Raw genomic sequence first — 17,868 nt, 5'->3', positions numbered from 1 at the left:
GGCCCGCGGACGGATGGCGGTACCTCGCGGCAGTTCCCGTGGAGCGGTCAGCGGGTCTTGCCCAGATGCAGTTCGGTGCCGACCAGGTCGGCCACGATGCCGTCCGGCCGCACCCGGATGTTCTGGATGTGGACGCCCTTGGCCTTCTTCGGCAGCTGGAACGAGAGCGACAGCTTCTCCGACAGCTCCGGCACCTTCAGCTTGGTCAGCGCGGAGGCCACCGCCGGGTTGATCCCCAGCCTCTTGACCAGCTGGGGGTGTTCGGCCACCAGGTCGACGAAGTTGACCTTCATGAGCGCCGGGACGAACTTCGGGGACGTGGTGATCCGGTCCACCCGCTCGTCACCACCCGGCACCGACCGGCCCGCGGACTCCGGCTCCACCCCGAGCTGCCGCGCCACCGATCCCACGGTCAGCAGCGCTTTGGCCTTCTCGGCGTCCCGGCTGATCCGCTCCGCGGTCTTGCGGTGCAGCCGCAGTCCCTCGTGACGGCCGGGCCGGTAGGTGGCGACTCCGGGCATGTCCAGCCGCATCCCGCTGACACTGGTGGAGATTCCCCGGTCCCCGTCGCGTCGGATCCGCGCCATGGCGTGCATCGTCACCTCCTGCCCGGCGACCGGCAGTTTGCCGTCGGCGCGCACCGACTCGGGGCCGGTCGCCCTGAACCGCAGCTGGGACGCGCCCAGTTCGCGGTTGAGGTCCTCGAACGCCAGCAGCACATCGCCCTTCATCTGGCCCGCCACGGCGCCGTGGATGGAGCTGGGCAGATCGCCGGTGAGCCGGATGTCCCTGGCCTTGGCGCTCACTTCGGCGAGCGAGACCCGGTTGGCCGCCACATCGGGCACCGTGACATCGACCTCGTCCAGGCGCTTGTCCCACACCTGGGTGAGGAACGGGAATCCATGGATCGTCACATTCGGTGCGGTGGCCAGGCTCATCTTCTTCTGGAGCTGTTCCTCGGCCTTCTTCTCCGCGTACATCACGGCACAGCGGTCGGCCAGCAGCAGCAGCGCGGTGGCCACCAGGGCGCCGATGACCAGCTTGGCGGCGATCGGCACGGCCGCGAAGCGGCTGCGCCCGCGCCGGGAGCGGCGGCGGTGGTTGGGCGGCGACCACGGCTCGTCGTCGGCGCTCTCGCCGTCGGGGTCGTCCTCGTCATCCGCCTTGAGCCCGAGACCGAGCGGGTCGTCCGGGTCGTACGGATCGGCCAACTCGGCCAGTTCCTCATACGGGTTGGAGTACGCGGCGGGGCCGGGGCCGCTGTGCGCAGTGCCGGGGGCCGGGTCGTACGAGCCTGTCTGCGGCGGGTCGTGCACGCCGTCGTACGAGGTGTCGTACGCGGCGGGGTACGCCGTGTCGTTCGGATCCGTGCTGGTTACATCGGTGTGAGAGTTTCGCGGACGGGGTGGAGATATGCGTGTGGGGGATCGCATCGGGACATCCCACCACGGCACACTGCCCCCCTTGCAAGTCGAATCGGCGATACGTGGCGAACGGCACCCTCAGCGGCCGCCGCGCGGGACGGCGCGCGCCTCGGTCACCGTCACCGCCCGCCCGTTCATCACCTGCCCGTCGAGTTGGGCCATCGCCTTTTCGGCGGCCATGTCCTCCATCTCCACGAACCCGAACCCGCGGGAACGGCCGCTCTCCCGGTCGGTGATGACGGTGGCGTCCAGCACCTCGCCGATCTGCCCGAACACGGTCGCCAGGTCATCCTTCGTCACCTGGTAGCTCAGGTTGCCCACATGCAGTCGCTTCGACATGACCGGCTCTCCTCGTTCTGGGTGAAGCGAATCGGGTCAATGCTCTCAATGCTCAACACGCCAGGCATTACGGGTGAGCCGAACCGGTCATGTGCGGTCGCCGGCGCGAGCGGCCGCGTGCGCCCGACGGGGCGGCCACCGCATTTCCGGGCGCCCTTTCCGGGTCGGGGCCTTGGTCCTGAAACGGACGGCCGAAAGTCCCGCCGGAACGGGAGTCGATCTTACGCCTCGGTGATATGCCGCACAGCCCGCTACGGGCCTACTACGGGAATTAGAGGCACGGCTCCATAGTCGGAGGCCAAGTTTTTACCCACGGTCAGAATGGCCACATACTCCCAGCTCAGCACGCATTTTGCGTCCTCTTTAACTGTCTGTGGAGGTGTCGGACAAAGGAATCCCGCGCCTTTCAGGACTACTGGTCTCCTTAGTAGAAACGTATCTTGGCGGAACCGCGGTGACGGGATAACAAGGAGCGTCTCTTCCGGCCCCCAGCCGGTACCCCCTGACGTTCTGGAGGTCGTTTCTCGATGTCGCCGCGTGCCATATTCAGCCGCTCTTCCCTCCGCTCCGTCCGGCGCGCCCGCGTCGCCGTCGTCGCCGCGGGCGTGGGCGCCTCGGTCGCGCTCGGTGCCGGGGTGGCGCTCGCCGCCGAAGCCACGAAGAGCACCGACACCCTGACGGTCGCCTCCGCCGGTTCCCTCGGCAACTCGGTAAAGGCCCAGGCCGCCGCCGTGGAGAAGGCCGTCATCGCCGAGAAGGCGGCGGCCGCGAAGGCCGCGAAGATCGCCGCGGCAAAGGCCGCGGCTGCCAAGGCCGCCGAGGACGCGTGGGTGACCCCGGTCGCCAAGTACACGCTCGGCGCCCCGTTCGGCCGCGCGGGCAACCTGTGGACGAACAAGCACAGCGGCCAGGACTTCGTCGTGCCGACCGGCACCTCGGTGCGCGCCGTCCACGACGGTGTGGTCGTCAAGGCGGGCCCCAACGGCGGTGGCGACGGTCCGGCCTACGGCAACGCCATCGTGATCAAGCACGATGACGGCAGCTACACCCAGTACGCGCACCTGTCGGAGATCCGGGCCTGGATCGGCGAGACCGTGAAGACCGGCGAGGAGATCGCCCTGTCCGGCTCCACCGGCAACTCCACCGGTCCGCACCTGCACTTCGAGGGCCGCAGCACTCCCGACTACGGTTCGGCCTACGACACCGGCCGGTACATGAAGGACCGCGGGATCCGCTACTGACCCATGTGGGCCTGAGCCAGCAGGTCGAGGGCGACTTCGAGGGCAGCCTTGCGCTTGTCCTCGGGGTCGCCCTCGATCGTGTGGAGCGCGAACAGCGCGGCGTGCATGCTGAAGAGCGCCGTCACACAGCGGACCTGGTCCGACAGGGGTGCGTCGCTCTCCCGGATCAGATCGGACACGGCGAACATCCGGTCCTTGAAGATCTGGCCGATGCTCAGCTCGCGCACCGTCGCCTGGTTCTCCTGCATGAAGCGGAACAGCGGGGCGGCATTGGTCAGGGCGGCGCTGTAGCGGCGCAGCAGCTCCTGCTTGGTCTCCAGGGTGCGGGGCTGCTCCGCGCCCCAGGCGATCAGCTCGTCCAGCGGCTGCCCCAGGTCCTGGAAGAGGCTGAGGAGGATGTCCTCCTTGGTCTTGAAGTGGTAGTAGAGCGCGGCCTTGGTGACCTCCAGATGCTCGGCGATCTCCCGCAGTGAGGTCTTTTCGTAACCGCGCTCGGCGAAGAGTTCCAGGGCGACGTCCTGAATGCGCTGGCGGGTGTCGCCCCGGCGCGCCTTCGGCTCGCCTCCGCGCGCTGTGCTGCCCATGGTCGCTCTCCTGTGTCCGTGTGCGGCCCCGACGGGCCGCACTCCTACTTACTTGACGCCCGGCTAGTTGACGTCCTACCGTCTCCACTGTACGCAACTAGCCGGTCGGCAAGTAAGTGGCGAGTTGCGGTCTCATGTCATAACCAGGGGGAGTGGAGATCATGTCCCGGATTGAGTCGAAAGGTGAAGCGCCGCCCGCCTCGGTGCCACCTCAGGGGAAGGCGGAACGGAAGCCGCGCAGCACCGGTGTGGTGATGCTGGCACTGATGATCACGATGCTGCTCGCGATGCTCGACAACATGATCGTCGGCACCGCGATGCCCACGATCGTGGGAGACCTCGGCGGGCTCAACCACCTCTCCTGGGTGGTCACGGCCTATACGCTCGCGACCGCCGCCTCGACCCCCATCTGGGGCAAGCTCGGCGACATGTACGGCCGCAAGGGCATCTTCCTCACCTCGATCGTGATCTTCCTGGTGGGTTCGGTCCTCTCCGGCCTGGCCCAGTCCATGGGGCAGCTGATCGGCTTCCGGGCGCTCCAGGGCCTGGGCGCCGGTGGTCTGGTGGTCGGAGTGATGGCGATCATCGGTGATCTGGTGCCGCCGCGGGAGCGCGGCAAGTACCAGGGGATGATGGCCGCCGTGATGGGCGTCGCCATGATCGGCGGCCCGCTGGCCGGCGGTACCCTCACCGACCACCTCGGCTGGCGCTGGATCTTCTACATCAACGTGCCGCTCGGCGCGATCGCCCTGACCGCCGTCACCGCGGTGCTGCACCTGCCGAAGAAGCGGACCGAGGCGCGGATCGACTACACCGGCGCCGGACTGCTGACCGTCGGGATCACCGCGCTGGTGCTCATCACCACCTGGGGCGGCACCGAGTACGACTGGGCCTCGGCCCAGATCCTCGGACTCGGCGCGCTCGCCGTCGCCGCCCTCGTCGCCTTCCTGTACGTCGAGCGGCGGGCGGCCGAACCGGTGCTTCCGCTGCACATCTTCCGCAGCCGCAACTTCTCGGTCATCACCTTCGTCGGCTTCCTGGTCGGCTTCGTGATGTTCGGCGCGCTCACCTTCCTGCCGCTGTACCAGCAGACCGTGCAGGGTGCCTCAGCCACCAACTCCGGGCTGCTGCTGCTCCCGATGCTGCTGACCATGCTGCTGGTCTCGCTGGTCGTGGGCCGGATCACCACCGACACCGGCAAGTACCGGATGTTCCCGATCGTGGGCGGGGTGCTGCTCACCGCCGGAATGGTGCTGCTGGGCACGATGGACACCGGCACCAGCCGGCTGACCACCGGTGTCCACATGGCGGTGCTCGGCGCGGGCATGGGCTTCCTGATGCAGCTCACCATGCTGATCGCGCAGAACAGCGTGGAGATGAAGGACATGGGCGTCGGCTCCTCCTCGGCCACGCTCTTCCGCACCCTCGGCGGCTCCTTCGGTGTCGCGATCCTCGGCGCCCTCTTCACCCACCAGGTCCACGACACCATGGTCGAACGGGCCGGGAACAAGGGGAAGGCGATCACCTCCGGCGGCGCCCAGCTGGAGCCGTCCCAGCTCGGCAAGCTGCCCCCGGCGGTCAGGGACGCCTATGCCCACGCCGTCTCCGACGGCACCCACCAGGTCTTCCTGTGGGGTTCGCTGGCCGCCGTGGGCGCCTTCGTGGCCTCCTGGTTCATCAAGGAGCTGCCGCTGCGCGGCGCGGAGCCCAAGCCGGCGGACGGCCCCGCCCCGGCCGACGCCGCGCCGGTGGCCGAGACCGTCTGAGCCGGACGCACTTCCCCAGCCGGGCTGCCCGGCGCCCACCCCGTGCCCGTACTCCGGGCCGGGGGACGGCGCCGGGCAGCCCGCTGTCATTGGGGCGTGTGTCGGTGGGGCGTGCGAGCATCGGACCATGGCGACCACACCGGGCGACGCCCGGCTGGCGCATATGCGTCGGCTGCGGCTCGCCAAGGACGTGATGGACCGCGACTGGGCCGAGCCGCTCGACCTGGACGCGGTCGCCGCGCACGCCGGGTACTCCCGCTATCACTTCCTCCGCGCCTTCAAGGCGGTCTACGGCTCCACACCCGGGCAGTACCTGAGCTGCCGCCGGATCGAGCGGGCCGAGGAGCTGCTGCGTTCGGCCAATCTCTCCGTCACCGAGATCTGCTCCCTCGTCGGCTTCAGCAGCCTGGGCACCTTCTCGGCGAGCTTCAAGAAGCAGACCGGGCTGACCCCCAGCGCCTACCGGGAGAAGCATGTCGGCCGGGGCGCGGCGCTGATCCCGGGGTGCTACGCGATGCTCTGGAGCGGCGGCTTCAAGGGCGGCCCCCAGAGCGACGCCCAGGGCGAAGCCGGGAGCGGCGCCGAGGACAGCAACTCTTGAGAAGCCCGGCCGGCGCCCCGCGGCCTACCGTGGCGATGACGCGCAAGCGTCCATCGATTCGGCGTCGCGTGCGGAGGCAGCAATGATCAAGGGAATATCGATCGTCACCGTCTGGGTTCTCGACCAGGACCAGGCGAAGGAGTTCTACACCGAGAAGCTGGGCTTCGAAGTCCGCACCGATATGCGGATCGGCGGGGACGACGGCATGCGCTGGCTCACCGTCGGAGCCAAGAACCAGCCCGAGGTGGAGCTGACCCTGATGGTGCCCGGCACCCCGGGGCTGGACCCGGAGTCGGCCGAGGCCCTGAAGAAGCTGGTCGCCAAGGGCGTGCTCGGCGCCGGGGTGCTCACCACCGACGACATCCACGCGGACTACGCGGCGCTCAAGGCCAGGGGAGTGGAGTTCCTCCAGGAGCCGCAGGAGCGCCCCTACGGCACCGAGGCGCTCTTCCGCGACGACTCCGGCAACTGGTTCTCCTTCACCCAGCGCCGGGAGCAGCTGGACCTCGGCGTGCCCTGGGACGGCAGCGCCGCGGAGTGAGCCCCGGGCGGCCCGTCCGGCGCCGCGGCGGCCCGGCTCAGTCCGGGACCTCGATGACGGGGAAGCTGCCGGTGTTGGTGGGCGCGGACTCCGGCAGCCACAGCACCGCCACCGCGCCGTCCTTGCCCTCCGCCGTCGGCTCCGCGTTCCGGAAGGTCAGCCGGGCGCCCAGCACCCGCGCCTGGCCCGCGGCGATGGTCAGCCCCAGCCCGTGGCCCTTGCCCGCCCGGTCCTTGCTGCCGGTGCGGAAGCGGCTCGGCCCGTCCTTGAGCAGCGCCTCCGGGAAGCCGGGGCCGTGGTCGCGTACGCGCAGCACCCGCCCTTCGACGGTCACCTCGAAGGGCGGTCTGCCGTGCCGGGCGGCGTTGGCGAGGAGATTGCCGAGGATCCGCTCCAGCCTGCGCGGATCGGTCGAGACATGGGCGTCGCGCAACAGCGTGACCACCGCGTCCGGGGCCACCACCCGCACCCGGCGGGTGATGAATTCGCCCAGCTCGATCTCCTGGAGTTCGGCGCGCTCGGCGAAGCCGTCCAGCCGCGCCACCTCGAGGACGTCCTCGACCAGGGTGCGCATCGCCTGCGCCCGGTCCCGGACCAGTTCGGTCGGACGCCCCGGGGGCAGCAGCTCGGCGGCGGTGAGCAGACCGGTGACCGGGGTGCGCAGCTCATGGGCGATATCGGCGGTGACCCGGCGCTCCGCCTCGAGCCGCTGCTGCAGCGCCTCGGCCATGCCGTCGACGGCGCGGGCGAGGTCGTCGGTCTCGTCGCGCACCCGGCCGCCGATCGCGTCCCGCACCCGCACCTCGGAGTCGCCCTCGGCCAGTTTGCGGGCCGCGGTGGCGGCCTTGCGCAGCCGCCGCGAGAGCTGGTCGCCGATGAGCACCCCGAGCGCGATCCCGCCCAGCACCACCGACACCGAGCCCAGGATCAGCACCCGGTCCAGATCGTCGAGGACGGCGAAGCGGTCCTTGAACTGGGTGTGCACGGACAGCACCTTGCCGTTCCGCAGCGGGACCGAGGCCCACACCTCGGGGGTGCCGGTGCCGGAGTCCTCCAGGTAGGTGGCGCGCTGTCCGCGCCACGCCTCCTTCTTCAGCAGCTCGGGCAGTTCGGGGTCGTCCAGTTTGGCGCCGAATCCCAGCACCCGGGACTGCTCGTACCAGCGCTGGGCGACCTTCACCCGCTCGTCCATCACATTGCGGCTGTTGTCGAGCATCGAGACGCGGGCCGCGTTGTGCACGACCAGGCTCAGCGCGACCGCGACCAGCGCGCTCACGGCGGCGATCGCCAGGCTGACCTTCCAGCGCAGACCGGAGCGCAGAGCGAGCTTGACCACCGGGTCAGCCCTTGAGCTTGTAGCCGAAGCCGCGGACCGTCTCGATACGGTCCTGGCCTATCTTGCCGCGCAGCCGCTGCACATGGACGTCCACCACCCGGGTGTCCCCGCCCCAGCCGTACTCCCAGACCCGCTCCAGCAGTTTGTCTCGGGAGAGCACGGTGCCCGGCGCGGAGGAGAACTCCAGCAGCAGCCGCATCTCGGTCGGGGTCAGGGCGACCTGCTCACCGCCCTTGCGGACCTCCATGCCCTCCGGGTCGACCTCCAGATCGCCGAACCGCAGCACTCCGCAGTCCGGCTCCTCCGGGGCGTCCTCCCCGCCCCGGCCACCGGGGCCGCTGGCGTGGCCGAAGCGGCGCAGGACCGCCCGGATCCGGGCGACCAGCACCGCGCCTTCGAAGGGCTTGGTGACGTAGTCGTCGGCACCGGCCTCCAGGCCGAGCACCACGTCGATCGCGTCGGCGCGGGCCGACAGCATGATCACGGGAACGGTGGACTCATCGCGGATCCGGCGGCACAGGCTCACCCCGTCCAGTCCGGGGACCATCACATCGAGCAGCGCGATATCGGGCCGGTGGGCCCGGAACTTCTCCAGTCCGGTCAGCCCGTCGGGCGCGGCGGTCACCAGGAAACCGTCGCGCTCCAGGGCGAGCTGGGTGGCCTCGCGAATGACGTCGTCGTCCTCGACGAAGAGCACATGGGTTTCGGCCACAGCCTGGGGTCAGCCTTCCGTTCCGTCGGCACTCGGGGTCTGTCCGTCGTTGGGCGTGCTGTAATCCGTGTGCGTGCGGGTGATTTCCGCGAACGCGTGGCGCTGCCCGGACCAACGGTAGGTGATGACGTCCTCGCGCGAGGGACAGCAGACGGGGTCCCCGGAGGTGTAGGAGAGCCTGGTGACCTCGAGCGAGTCCTTGGCGACGACGGAGTAGACGGGGGGCTGCTCGTCCTGGAAGACGTTCTCGTACTTCTGGCCCACCTTGCGGTACACATACGACCCGATGCCGAAGCCGTCGGTGCAGGCCATGACGTTGATGACCAGATCGGTGGAGGCGGATCCGGTCAGTTTGCCCTTGGTGACGTCCAGCGGATAGCCGTTGATCAGCGGTGTGCTCCTGGTGGTCTTCCGGCAGGGCTTGAGGTTCTGCTTCAGGTCATCGCTGACCTGGGGGTCTTCTTTGACCAGCCGTATGGGATCGACCTTCTCGGGCGTGGGTTTCGGCGGGGCCGAGGCACCGCCCGCCTGCTTGCCGGAGTCCTCGGCGGTCGACGCCCAATCGGTCTGCGCCGGGCCCTCCTTGCGCACCCCCTGGCTGGTGGATCCGCAGCCGGCCAGCATCCAGCCGCCGGCGGCCGCGAGTCCTACGATCGCGCCGCCGGTGATCATTGCGCTCCTGACGGGAGAGGCCCTGGTCAGGCCGCGCACCGTTCCTGCCCCCGCTCGTTGCGGCCGCGCCGGAGCCGGGTGGGCTTCCGCACCGGGGCGGCGGCCCCGTCCTCCACGCCGCGGCGACCGAGCGCACGGGCGTCCAGGTCGCGGCTCTCCAGCTCCTGCCGCAGCCGGGCCAGTGCCCGGTGCAGCGTGCTCTTGACCGTGCCGGTCGACATACCCAGTGCCTCCGCCGTCTCCTCCGTCGTCATCTGCTCCCAGTGTCGCAGCACGACGACGCTGCGCTGCTTGGGAGCCAGAACTCCGAGGATGTCGATCAACAGGGCGCGGTCGGCGTGCTGCTCGGTGCCGTCCTCGACACTGGCCTCCGGAAGCTGCTCGGTGGGCACCTCGTCCAGCTTGCGGGCACGCCACCACTCGGTACGGGTGTTGATCATGACGCGCCGGAGGTAGGCGTCGGCGAGCGACTTGTCCGCTATGCCGTCCCAGCGCCCGTAGGTGCGCACCAGGGCGGTCTGGAGGAGGTCCTGCGCCTCGACGGGGTCGGGGACCAGCCGGCGGGCGCTGCGCAGCAGGGCGTCCTGCCGGTTCCGCACGTACTCTTCAAAATCCTGAACCTTGCCGCTGCCGGACATGCGCAGCCTCCATCCCGCTGTGTTCCCCATTCGATTGCTGGCGGTCGTCCAGCACGGGAAGGACGCTACGGAGGGGCTGTTGCGGCACCATGTGCATCAGCACCTCGGCCAATGCACAGCTACCCATAGGTTGTGTAACAGCGGAACCCGGTGCGACGGAGTGTCAGAACCGGGTCCGCGACGTGTCACAGCTCTGTCACAGACAGGCTGTTGGGAGTGGGGCGGATCACGTCAGCGGCAGCCGGTAGTACCCGCCCGGGAGCGGTTCGACGAGACCGTCGGCCACCAGACCGTCCAGCGCCCTGGCCCGCTGCACCGGTTCGTTCCACACCTGGTCCAGCGACGCCTGCGGAACCGGCGCGATCGCCTCCCGCAACACCGCCAGCAGCTTGCCGCGCACCTGCCGGTCGGTCCCGGCGTAGGTCTGGCCGCGCCGCGGCGGGCCGTCGTGCTCCGGCGCCCCGGCCCCGTGCCAGGCGCAGTGCGCCACGATCGGGCAGCGCACACAGGCGGGCGTACGGGCCGTGCACACCAATGCGCCCAGCTCCATGGTGGCGGCCGCCCAACGGGCCGCGACGCCCTCGTCGTCGGGCAGCAGGGTGCGGGCCAGCTTGCGTTCGGCGGCGGTGGTGGCGTTCGGCGGGTACTGGGTACCGCCGATGGCCCGCGCGAACACCCGCCGCACATTGGTGTCCAGGACCGCGTGGCGCTGTCCGTACGCGAAGGACGCCACCGCCGCGGCCGTGTACTCGCCCACGCCCGGGAGCGCCAGCAGTTGGGCGTGGTCGCTCGGTACGTCGCCGCCGTGGCGCTCCCTTATCGCGGCCGCGGCGCCGTGCAGCCGCAGCGCGCGGCGCGGATAGCCGAGCCGCCCCCAGGCGCGGACCGCCTCACCGGGCGGCTCGGCGGCCAGGTCGGCGGGGCGCGGCCAGCGGGCGAGCCACTGCTCGTACACCGGCAGCACCCGGCTCACCGGGGTCTGCTGGAGCATGAACTCGCTCACCATCACACCCCAGGCCCCCGCCTCCGGGCGGCGCCAGGGCAGATCGCGGGCGTGGGCGTCGAACCAGTCGATGACGGGCCGGTGGAGGGTGGCACCGTCGGAGGGGGTCGGGCTTACGGCGGCCGGGAGGGCGGAATTGGCAGTCATCACCGACGATCCTGGCATGCCGGGGCCCCTTGCGGTGGCCGAGGGCGCGGGCGTTCGGGTCGAGCCGCGCCCCGCTGGTAAAAAAACGTGCAATCCGGACGCCGTGGCGGGAACGGATGGCCGCTTGCCGTCCCGGGGTGCGGCCTCGGCTGGCGGATCCTGTCCGATGATGAGAAAAGTAGGGGTCGGAGCGGTGATTATTGGCGGGTCGCGCTCCGGATCTCTCGTAGAGTTTCCGCGTGGGATCTCTGCGCAATCCGATCGGGCCGCTTCCGTCCTCCATCTACTGGCGGCGGAGGGCCGTTGCGCTGGCCCTTCTCGGGCTCTTGGTGCTCCTTGTCATCTGGGCCTCCGGCTGGGGCGGTTCGGGCGGCGGCCACGACGACGGCAAGGGGCCGGGCGGTGGCGGACCCGCGTCCACCATCACCCCAGGACCCTCCTCCACCACCCCGGTCAACAGCGAACGGCCGGGCGGGCGCGACGAGTCGGACGGCGGCGGCGGATCCGATGACCCCGGCTCCGGCTCCGGCTCCGGCGACGAGGGCACGGACAGCGGTGGTGCGGGCACCGGATCCGGTGGCGCCGGCGGCAGCGGATCCGGCGGTACCGGCGGCGACGGCATCGGCTCCGGCGACGGCCGGACCCTCCCGGTCGGGTCCAGCCTGCCCGACTGCCGTCGCGCGGACATCGACCTGACGGTGCGCAGCGTCAAGGACGAGAAGGTCAAGAACTCCTACGGGCCGGGTGAGAAGCCCACGTTCGAGATCGTCGTGAAGAACACCTCGAACAGCTCCTGCAAGGTCGACTTCGGCCGCGCGGCCGCCACGTTGACCATCACCGACGCGGACAACGAGCACATCTGGGCCTCAGGCGACTGTCCGGAGGGCAGCGCCGCCTCCGCCCTGGTCGAGGTGCCGGGCTCCGGCGAGACCAAGCGCACCGTGGAGTGGGACCGCAAGCGCAGCGCCGAGCACTGCGCCACCCCGTCGGGGCCGGCCGCGGCCAAGTCCGGTACGTATCTGGTGGAGGCGAAGCTGGACGGACTCGGCACCGCGCAGGTGTCGTTCGTCCTGAAGAAGGACTGACGCGAGAAGGACCGACGCGAGAAGGACCGACGGGCCCGACGGCTGACGGTCGGCTCCCGGGTTCCCTCGAGGCCCCGACGGAACCCTCGGATCAGACGTAGCGCTCCAGGATCGAGGACTCGGCCAGCCGGGAGAGCCCCTCGCGTACCGAGCGCGCCCGCGCCTCGCCCACGCCGTCCACCATCTGGAGGTCGTCCACGCTGGCGGCCAGCAGCTTCTGCAGTCCGCCGAAGTGCTCCACCAGCCGCTCGATGATGGCGCCCGGGAGCCGCGGCACCTTCGCCAGCAGCCGGAAGCCGCGCGGCGAAACCGCCGCGTCCAGCGTCTCGGGCGAGCCGCTGTAGCCCAGTGCCCGCGCCACGATCGGCAGTTCGACCAGCTCGGCATGGGTCAGCCGGTCCAGCTCGGCGAGCGCGTCGGCGACGGTGCGGGTGCGCTTGGCGGTCGGCTCGGGGACGTAGTCCCGCACCACGAGCTCGCGCTCCGGCTCCACACCCGCGATCAGCTCGTCGAGCTGGAGGGAGAGCAGCCGCCCGTCGGTGCCCAGCTCGACCACGTACTCGGCGATCTCGGTGGCGATGCGCCGGACCATCTCGAGACGCTGCGCGACCGCGCTCACGTCCCGGACCGTGACCAGGTCCTCGATCTCCAGGGCGGAGAGGGTGCCCGCGACCTCGTCCAGCCGGAGCTTGTAGCGCTCCAGGGTGGCCAGCGCCTGGTTGGCGCGGGAGAGGATCGCCGCGGAGTCCTCCAGGACCCGCCGCTGCCCGTCCACGTACAGCGCGATCAGCCGCATCGACTGGCTGACGGAGACCACCGGGAAGCCGGTCTGGATCGAGACGCGCTGCGCGGTGCGGTGGCGGGTGCCGGTCTCCTCGGTGGGGATCGACGCGTCCGGGACGAGCTGCACCCCCGCCCGCACGATCTTGGTGATGTCCTTGTCGAGGATCAGCGCGCCGTCCAGCTTGCACAGCTCGCGCAGCCGGGTCGCGGTGAACTCGACGTCGAGGACGAAGCCGCCGGTGCACAGCGACTCCATGGTCCGGTCCGTGCCGAGCACGATCAGCCCGCCCGTATTGCCCCGGAGCACCCGCTCCAGGCCGTCGCGCAGTGCCGTGCCGGGCGCGACGGCGCTCAGGGAGGCGCGCATCAGACCGTCGGCTTTGCCGGGAGCCGAAGCCCGGTCGCCTGCTGCCACTGCACTCCTCCGTCGCCAGGTCTGTCGGTGCCGCGATCGCCCCTCCGCGCCGGTGTGCGAGGCCACGGACGGGCGAGACCAGGGCAAAGTCTACCGGCGGTCACCGGCCTCCCGTGGGGTCTCCCGGCGTACGCCCGTGGGCGGGAACCGGAGCGCGGCCCTCAGCCCCCGGCCCCTGCGCACCGTAACCGACCGGCTCAGCCGCGGTCCTCCGCGGCCGCCCGGGTCCGCTCACCCCGCTCACCCCGGTCCCGGCGCCGGGGCAGCACCCGCAGCGCGTCCCCGATGTCCGCCACCTCCAGCACCCGCATCCCGTCGGGGATCCGGCCCGCGTCGGACGGGACGAGGGCGTGCGTGAAGCCGAGCCGGGCGGCCTCGGCCAGCCGCCGCTGCACCCCCGTGACCCGGCGGACCTCGCCCGCGAGCCCCACCTCGCCGATGGCCACCAGGTTCTTCGGCAGCGGGGTGTCGCTGGCGGCGCTGGCCAGCGCCAGGGCCACGGCGAGGTCCGCGGCGGGCTCGGTCAGCTTCACCCCGCCCACCGTCGCGCTGTAGATGTCGCGCTTGCCGAGCGCGTTGATCCGGCCGCGCTGCTCCAGCACGGCGAGCATCATCGACACCCGCGAGGTCTCGAGCCCCGAGGTGGTGCGGCGGGGGGAGGGGATCTGGGTGTCCACGGTGAGCGCCTGGACCTCGGCCACCAGCGGCCTGCGCCCCTCCAGGGTGACGGTCAGACAGGTGCCCGGCACCGGCTCGTCGCGGCGGGTGAGGAACAGCCCGGAGGGGTCGGCGAGCCCGGTGATGCCCTCGTCGTGCAGCTCGAAGCAGCCGACCTCGTCGGTGGCCCCGTAGCGGTTCTTCACCCCGCGCACCAGCCGCAGCCGGGCGTGCCGGTCGCCCTCGAAGTGCAGCACCACGTCGACCAGATGCTCCAGCAGCCGGGGACCCGCGATCGCGCCGTCCTTGGTCACATGGCCCACCAGCAGGGTGGACATACCGCGCTCCTTGGAGACGCGGATCAGGGCCCCGGCCACCTCGCGGACCTGCGCCATACCGCCGGGAGCGCCGTCGATCTCGGGGGAGGCGACGGTCTGCACGGAGTCCAGCACCAGCAGGGACGGCTTGACCGAGTCGAGATGGCCGAGGACGGCGGAGAGATCGGTCTCCGCGGCGAGGTACAGCTGCTCGCTGAGAGCGCCGATGCGGTCGGCGCGCAGCCGCACCTGGCTCGCCGACTCCTCCCCGGTGATGTACAGGGTGCGGTGGTCGTCGCCGGCGGCCTTGGCGGCGACGTCGAGCAGCAGCGTGGACTTGCCCACCCCCGGCTCCCCGGCGAGCAGCACCACGGCACCGGGCACCAGCCCGCCGCCGAGCACCCGGTCCAGCTCGGCCACCCCGGTGGACCGGGCGGTGGCCTGACGGCCGTCGACCTGGCCGATGGGCAGCGCGGCCGAGGTGACCCGGCCGGGCGCGGTGGTCCGCACCGCGGGTGCGCCGAACTCCTCGACCGTGCCCCATGCCTGGCACTCCGGGCAGCGGCCGAGCCACTTGGCGGTGGTCCAGCCGCATTCGGTGCAGCGGTAGGAGGGCCGGTCCTTGGCGGATGAGCGGGAGGAGCTACGGGCAGCCATGCCGTAACGCTAGCGTCGGCCGCCGACAACGGGGGCCCGGACCCGTGCGGAAGCGCATAGCAGGTTGCGCCCGGCGGAGTGGGACACCTGTCCCCTTATGAGGGAGATGGTCACCCGTAAGGGTTAAAACTGTGCAAGTGGCGCGAGGAAGTCTGCATCATCCGCCTACCGTCACCGAGTGATGAGCAGCAGGTCCGAGCACTCGACACAGGCCACCGGCGCACACCGGGCGCATCGGCGTGCGCCCCGCTCCGGCGATACGCGCCCCCAGCGGCCGCCGGCGCGCTACGAGCCGTACCTCGACGGCCTGTTCACGTACTGCCTGTCGGTCCTGTGCGAGCACGACGCGGCAGCCGCCACCCTCGGCGATGTGCTGGCGGTGGCCGAGCGCCGGCGCGGCCGGGGGCGCGGACGCGCCCCCGCCGAGGGCGATCTGTGCCGCCCCTGGCTCTACGCGGTCGCCCGCTGGGCCTGTCTGCGCACCCTGGCCGAGCTGAGGGAGCGGCGCGAGTACCGGGGGTTCAGGGACTGGCGCGCGGTCCGTGCGCGCCACGGCGACCAGGGGCCGGACACCCCGCCGGGCGCCGCGGACCACCCCACCGCCGCCGTCGGCGCTTTCGCCGCCGACGCGGAGCTGCCCGAGCCGCTCGCCGCCCAGCGCCGCCGTGAACTGGCCGCGCTCGCCTGGCCGGAGGCCGCCGGGACCACCGCCGAGCAGCGCGAGGCGCTCGAGCTCGCCGTGCGCCACCAGCTCACCCCGGCCGAGGTGGCCGCAGCGCTCGGCAAGGAGCCGGACGAGACCCGCGCCCTGCTCTCCAGCGCCGCCTGCGAGGTGGAGCGGACCCGTGCCGCGCTCGCCGTCGTCGAACTGGGCCACTGCCCGGTGGTCGCCCGGCTCGCGGGCGACACCCAAGTGCTGCTCTCCGCCGCCCTCCGCCGTGAGCTGGTGCGGCATGTGGACGACTGCCGCGCATGCCGCCGGATGGCCGAGCGGGCCACCGCGGACGGCCCCTGGCCCGGCACGGCCGCCGCCCCCGCGGCCCTGCCGCTGGTGGAGGCGCCGCGGGCGGCCGTGCAGGCCGCGATGATGTGCGCGCTCAGCGGGCGCCCCGCGCGCGCCGTTCCAGGGCCCCGCTTCGACCGGCGCGGCTTCCCGCTGGACCCCCAGGACCGGGCGGCGCGGCGCAGCCGGATGCGCAGCCGCGCCCTCACCACCACGGTGGTCGCCACGGTCGTGGCGGCCCCGGTGCTCGCGCTGTGGGCGGCCTACCGGGGCGCCCCGCTCGCCGGTGACGAGCACGACACGGACTCGGTGGCCGCCGCCAACGCGGACGGTGTCGAGGAGTTCCCGACCGGCCGCAAGCGGCTGGACGGAAACTCCTTCGAGCGCACCGGCAGCGCGCAGGACCGTTCCGGCGCCCGGCTCGGCTCCGGCCGCGGCACCGAGGGCGGGAAACGGTCCGCGGATGTCTCGGTCGAGGTCATCAGCCCGGACGGCACGGACAAGCACCACGGGAGACACGGCGGGAAGAACGGCGACCGGCGGCCGGGCCCCTCGGGCTCCGCCGACCGCGCCGACCGCCCCGGCGGCGGCTCCGGCCCCGCCCGTCCCGCGCCCGGCCCGGGGCGGCTGACCGTCGAGGCCCAGCCCCGGGGCGATACCACCGTCATCACCCTCACGGCCTCCGGTGGCTCCCCGGTCCGCTGGTCCGCCTCCGCTGGCGCGTCCTGGCTCCGGCTGCACCACACGGCCGGGGTGCTCCGGCCCGGTGAGTCCACGACGGTCACGGTCTCGGTGGACCGGGAGCGCGAGCCGTCCGGTCACTGGAGCGCCCGGGTCGGCATCGCGCCCTCGGGCGCGATCGTGGTGATCGAGGGCCATGGCGCGCCCCCCGGGCCCACGCCCGGGCCCAGCGAGCCGTCCGGCAGCCCGAGCCCCTCCCCGGACGATCCGGACCCCGCCCCGTCCGGCTCGGCCACCCCGAAGTACTAGGCCCCGTCCGGTGGAAGGCGGCGGCGGACGGGCCCGAAGGACCCGCCTGGGCTCAGGTCAGTGACCCGAACAGCCCGGGGCTGCTCCCTCGGCCGGGTCGGCCGGATGCGGGGCCAGCAGCGGCAGCGTGGACGCGAGGCGGGCCTCGCAGAGCTCGGCCAGCCGGTCGTATCCGGCCTTGCCCATCAGCTCCGTGAGCTCCGGCCGGTAGGAGACGTACACCGGTTCACCGGCCCCGTGCGCCGAGGCCGCCGAGGTGCACCACCAGTTCAGATCGTGGCCGCCCGGACCCCAGCCCCGACGGTCGTACTCACCGATGGTGACCTGGAGCACCCGGGTGTCGTCGGGCCGGTCGATCCACTCGTACGACCGGCGGACCGGCAGCTGCCAGCACACGTCCGGCTTGGTCTCCAGCGGTTCGCGCCCCTCGCGCAGCGCCAGGATGTGCAGCGCACAGCCCGCGCCGCCCGCGAACCCGGGGCGGTTCTGGAAGATGCACGAGCCCTGGTGGCGGCGGGTCTGGCGGTCACCGTCCTCGTCCTCCTGCACCCAGCCGCGGGCATGCCCCTCGTCGTGGAACTGCCAGATCTCCGGGGTGAGCCGGGCCATATGGCGCCCGACGCGCTCCTCGTCCTCCTCGTCCGAGAAGTGCGCGCCCAGCGTGCAGCAGCCGTCGCTCGCGCGACCCGGCTGGATGCCCTGGCAGCCCTGGCCGAAAATGCAGGTCCAGCGGGAGGTCAGCCATGTGAGATCACACCGGAAGACCTGTTCGTCGTCGGCCGGATCGGGAAATTCGACCCACGCGCGGGCGAAGTCGAGGCCGACCTCGTCCCCGGCCGGGGACGAGATCTGCTCCTCGGCCCTCCGCTCCGGGGCGCCCTTCTGGCCTTTGTCCTGCTTCGCCTTTTTCGTCTTTGCCACGGAGCAAGGGTATGCCCCTCGGCGAAAAGCGGAGGG

Annotated in this window: 17 protein-coding genes; 6 read left to right on the top strand and 11 right to left on the bottom strand. The window is 71.7% G+C overall.

Features of this window, described 5'->3' with window-relative positions:
- Window positions 1–47: 47 nt before the first annotated feature.
- Window positions 48–1,433, bottom strand: coding sequence for a DUF2993 domain-containing protein (locus HUT19_RS18150; RefSeq protein WP_176181493.1), 1,386 nt, complete (start codon window positions 1,431–1,433; stop codon window positions 48–50).
- Window positions 1,434–1,502: 69 nt separating this feature from the next.
- The gene (locus HUT19_RS18145; protein ID WP_176181492.1) at window positions 1,503–1,763 is read right to left on the bottom strand and encodes an RNA-binding protein; all 261 of its coding nucleotides are present in this window, start codon (window positions 1,761–1,763) and stop codon (window positions 1,503–1,505) included.
- A gap of 527 nt (window positions 1,764–2,290) precedes the next feature.
- Here HUT19_RS18145 and HUT19_RS18140 point away from each other — a divergent pair.
- Window positions 2,291–3,004, top strand: coding sequence for a M23 family metallopeptidase (locus HUT19_RS18140; protein ID WP_176181491.1), 714 nt, complete (start codon window positions 2,291–2,293; stop codon window positions 3,002–3,004).
- On the opposite strand, the gene HUT19_RS18135 is transcribed toward HUT19_RS18140, so the two are convergent.
- A complete protein-coding gene (locus HUT19_RS18135; RefSeq protein ID WP_176181490.1) occupies window positions 2,998–3,588 on the bottom strand; it encodes a TetR/AcrR family transcriptional regulator in 591 nt (196 codons plus the stop codon). The two genes, HUT19_RS18140 and HUT19_RS18135, sit on opposite strands and share 7 nt — an antisense overlap.
- 254 nt (window positions 3,589–3,842) lie before the next feature.
- Here HUT19_RS18135 and HUT19_RS18130 point away from each other — a divergent pair, with 254 nt between their 5' ends.
- The 3 genes from HUT19_RS18130 (at window position 3,843) to HUT19_RS18120 (ending at window position 6,496) form a co-directional block, all read left to right on the top strand.
- Complete coding sequence (locus HUT19_RS18130; protein WP_254886181.1) at window positions 3,843–5,354, top strand: MDR family MFS transporter; 1,512 nt, start codon at window positions 3,843–3,845, stop codon at window positions 5,352–5,354.
- Window positions 5,355–5,481: 127 nt separating this feature from the next.
- On the top strand, window positions 5,482–5,955 hold the full coding sequence (locus tag HUT19_RS18125; protein WP_303331913.1) for a helix-turn-helix transcriptional regulator: 474 nt from the start codon (window positions 5,482–5,484) through the stop codon (window positions 5,953–5,955).
- 82 nt (window positions 5,956–6,037) lie between these two features.
- Window positions 6,038–6,496, top strand: coding sequence for a VOC family protein (locus tag HUT19_RS18120; protein WP_176181488.1), 459 nt, complete (start codon window positions 6,038–6,040; stop codon window positions 6,494–6,496).
- A 37-nt stretch (window positions 6,497–6,533) separates the two neighbouring features.
- Here the strand turns inward: HUT19_RS18120 and cseC are convergent, their stop codons facing one another.
- From cseC to HUT19_RS18095, 5 genes are all read right to left on the bottom strand, one after another.
- Entirely contained in the window at window positions 6,534–7,832 is a 1,299-nt protein-coding gene (gene cseC / locus HUT19_RS18115; protein WP_176181487.1) for a two-component system sensor histidine kinase CseC, read from the bottom strand.
- A 4-nt stretch (window positions 7,833–7,836) separates the two neighbouring features.
- Window positions 7,837–8,544: a two-component system response regulator CseB gene (cseB, locus tag HUT19_RS18110; protein WP_176181486.1), complete on the bottom strand. Its 708-nt coding sequence runs from the start codon at window positions 8,542–8,544 to the stop codon at window positions 7,837–7,839.
- A gap of 9 nt (window positions 8,545–8,553) precedes the next feature.
- Complete coding sequence (locus tag HUT19_RS18105; protein ID WP_254885636.1) at window positions 8,554–9,216, bottom strand: hypothetical protein; 663 nt, start codon at window positions 9,214–9,216, stop codon at window positions 8,554–8,556.
- A gap of 26 nt (window positions 9,217–9,242) precedes the next feature.
- Window positions 9,243–9,854 (bottom strand): SigE family RNA polymerase sigma factor, encoded by a 612-nt coding sequence (locus HUT19_RS18100; RefSeq protein ID WP_176181484.1) that lies wholly within the window; start codon window positions 9,852–9,854, stop codon window positions 9,243–9,245.
- 226 nt (window positions 9,855–10,080) lie between these two features.
- Complete coding sequence (locus HUT19_RS18095) at window positions 10,081–11,004, bottom strand: A/G-specific adenine glycosylase (RefSeq protein WP_254885635.1); 924 nt, start codon at window positions 11,002–11,004, stop codon at window positions 10,081–10,083.
- 239 nt (window positions 11,005–11,243) lie between these two features.
- Here HUT19_RS18095 and HUT19_RS18090 point away from each other — a divergent pair, with 239 nt between their 5' ends.
- A complete protein-coding gene (locus HUT19_RS18090) occupies window positions 11,244–12,089 on the top strand; it encodes a hypothetical protein (protein ID WP_176181483.1) in 846 nt (281 codons plus the stop codon).
- Between the two features lie 91 nt (window positions 12,090–12,180).
- Here HUT19_RS18090 and disA read toward each other — a convergent pair whose 3' ends face one another.
- Window positions 12,181–13,239, bottom strand: coding sequence for a DNA integrity scanning diadenylate cyclase DisA (gene disA, locus HUT19_RS18085; RefSeq protein WP_176187005.1), 1,059 nt, complete (start codon window positions 13,237–13,239; stop codon window positions 12,181–12,183).
- Window positions 13,240–13,484: 245 nt separating this feature from the next.
- On the bottom strand, window positions 13,485–14,918 hold the full coding sequence (gene radA, locus HUT19_RS18080; protein WP_176181482.1) for a DNA repair protein RadA: 1,434 nt from the start codon (window positions 14,916–14,918) through the stop codon (window positions 13,485–13,487).
- 181 nt (window positions 14,919–15,099) lie between these two features.
- Here radA and HUT19_RS18075 point away from each other — a divergent pair, with 181 nt between their 5' ends.
- A complete protein-coding gene (locus tag HUT19_RS18075; RefSeq protein WP_176181481.1) occupies window positions 15,100–16,911 on the top strand; it encodes a sigma-70 family RNA polymerase sigma factor in 1,812 nt (603 codons plus the stop codon).
- A 57-nt stretch (window positions 16,912–16,968) separates the two neighbouring features.
- On the opposite strand, the gene HUT19_RS18070 is transcribed toward HUT19_RS18075, so the two are convergent.
- Window positions 16,969–17,832, bottom strand: coding sequence for a hypothetical protein (locus tag HUT19_RS18070; RefSeq protein WP_176181480.1), 864 nt, complete (start codon window positions 17,830–17,832; stop codon window positions 16,969–16,971).
- Between the last annotated feature and the right edge of the window lie 36 nt (window positions 17,833–17,868).

This window comes from Streptomyces sp. NA02950, assembly GCF_013364155.1.
In the GTDB taxonomy this organism is placed as follows: domain Bacteria; phylum Actinomycetota; class Actinomycetes; order Streptomycetales; family Streptomycetaceae; genus Streptomyces.
The sequence above is the reverse complement of the archived record's forward strand: the minus strand, read 5'-3'. Positions and strand labels throughout refer to the sequence as shown.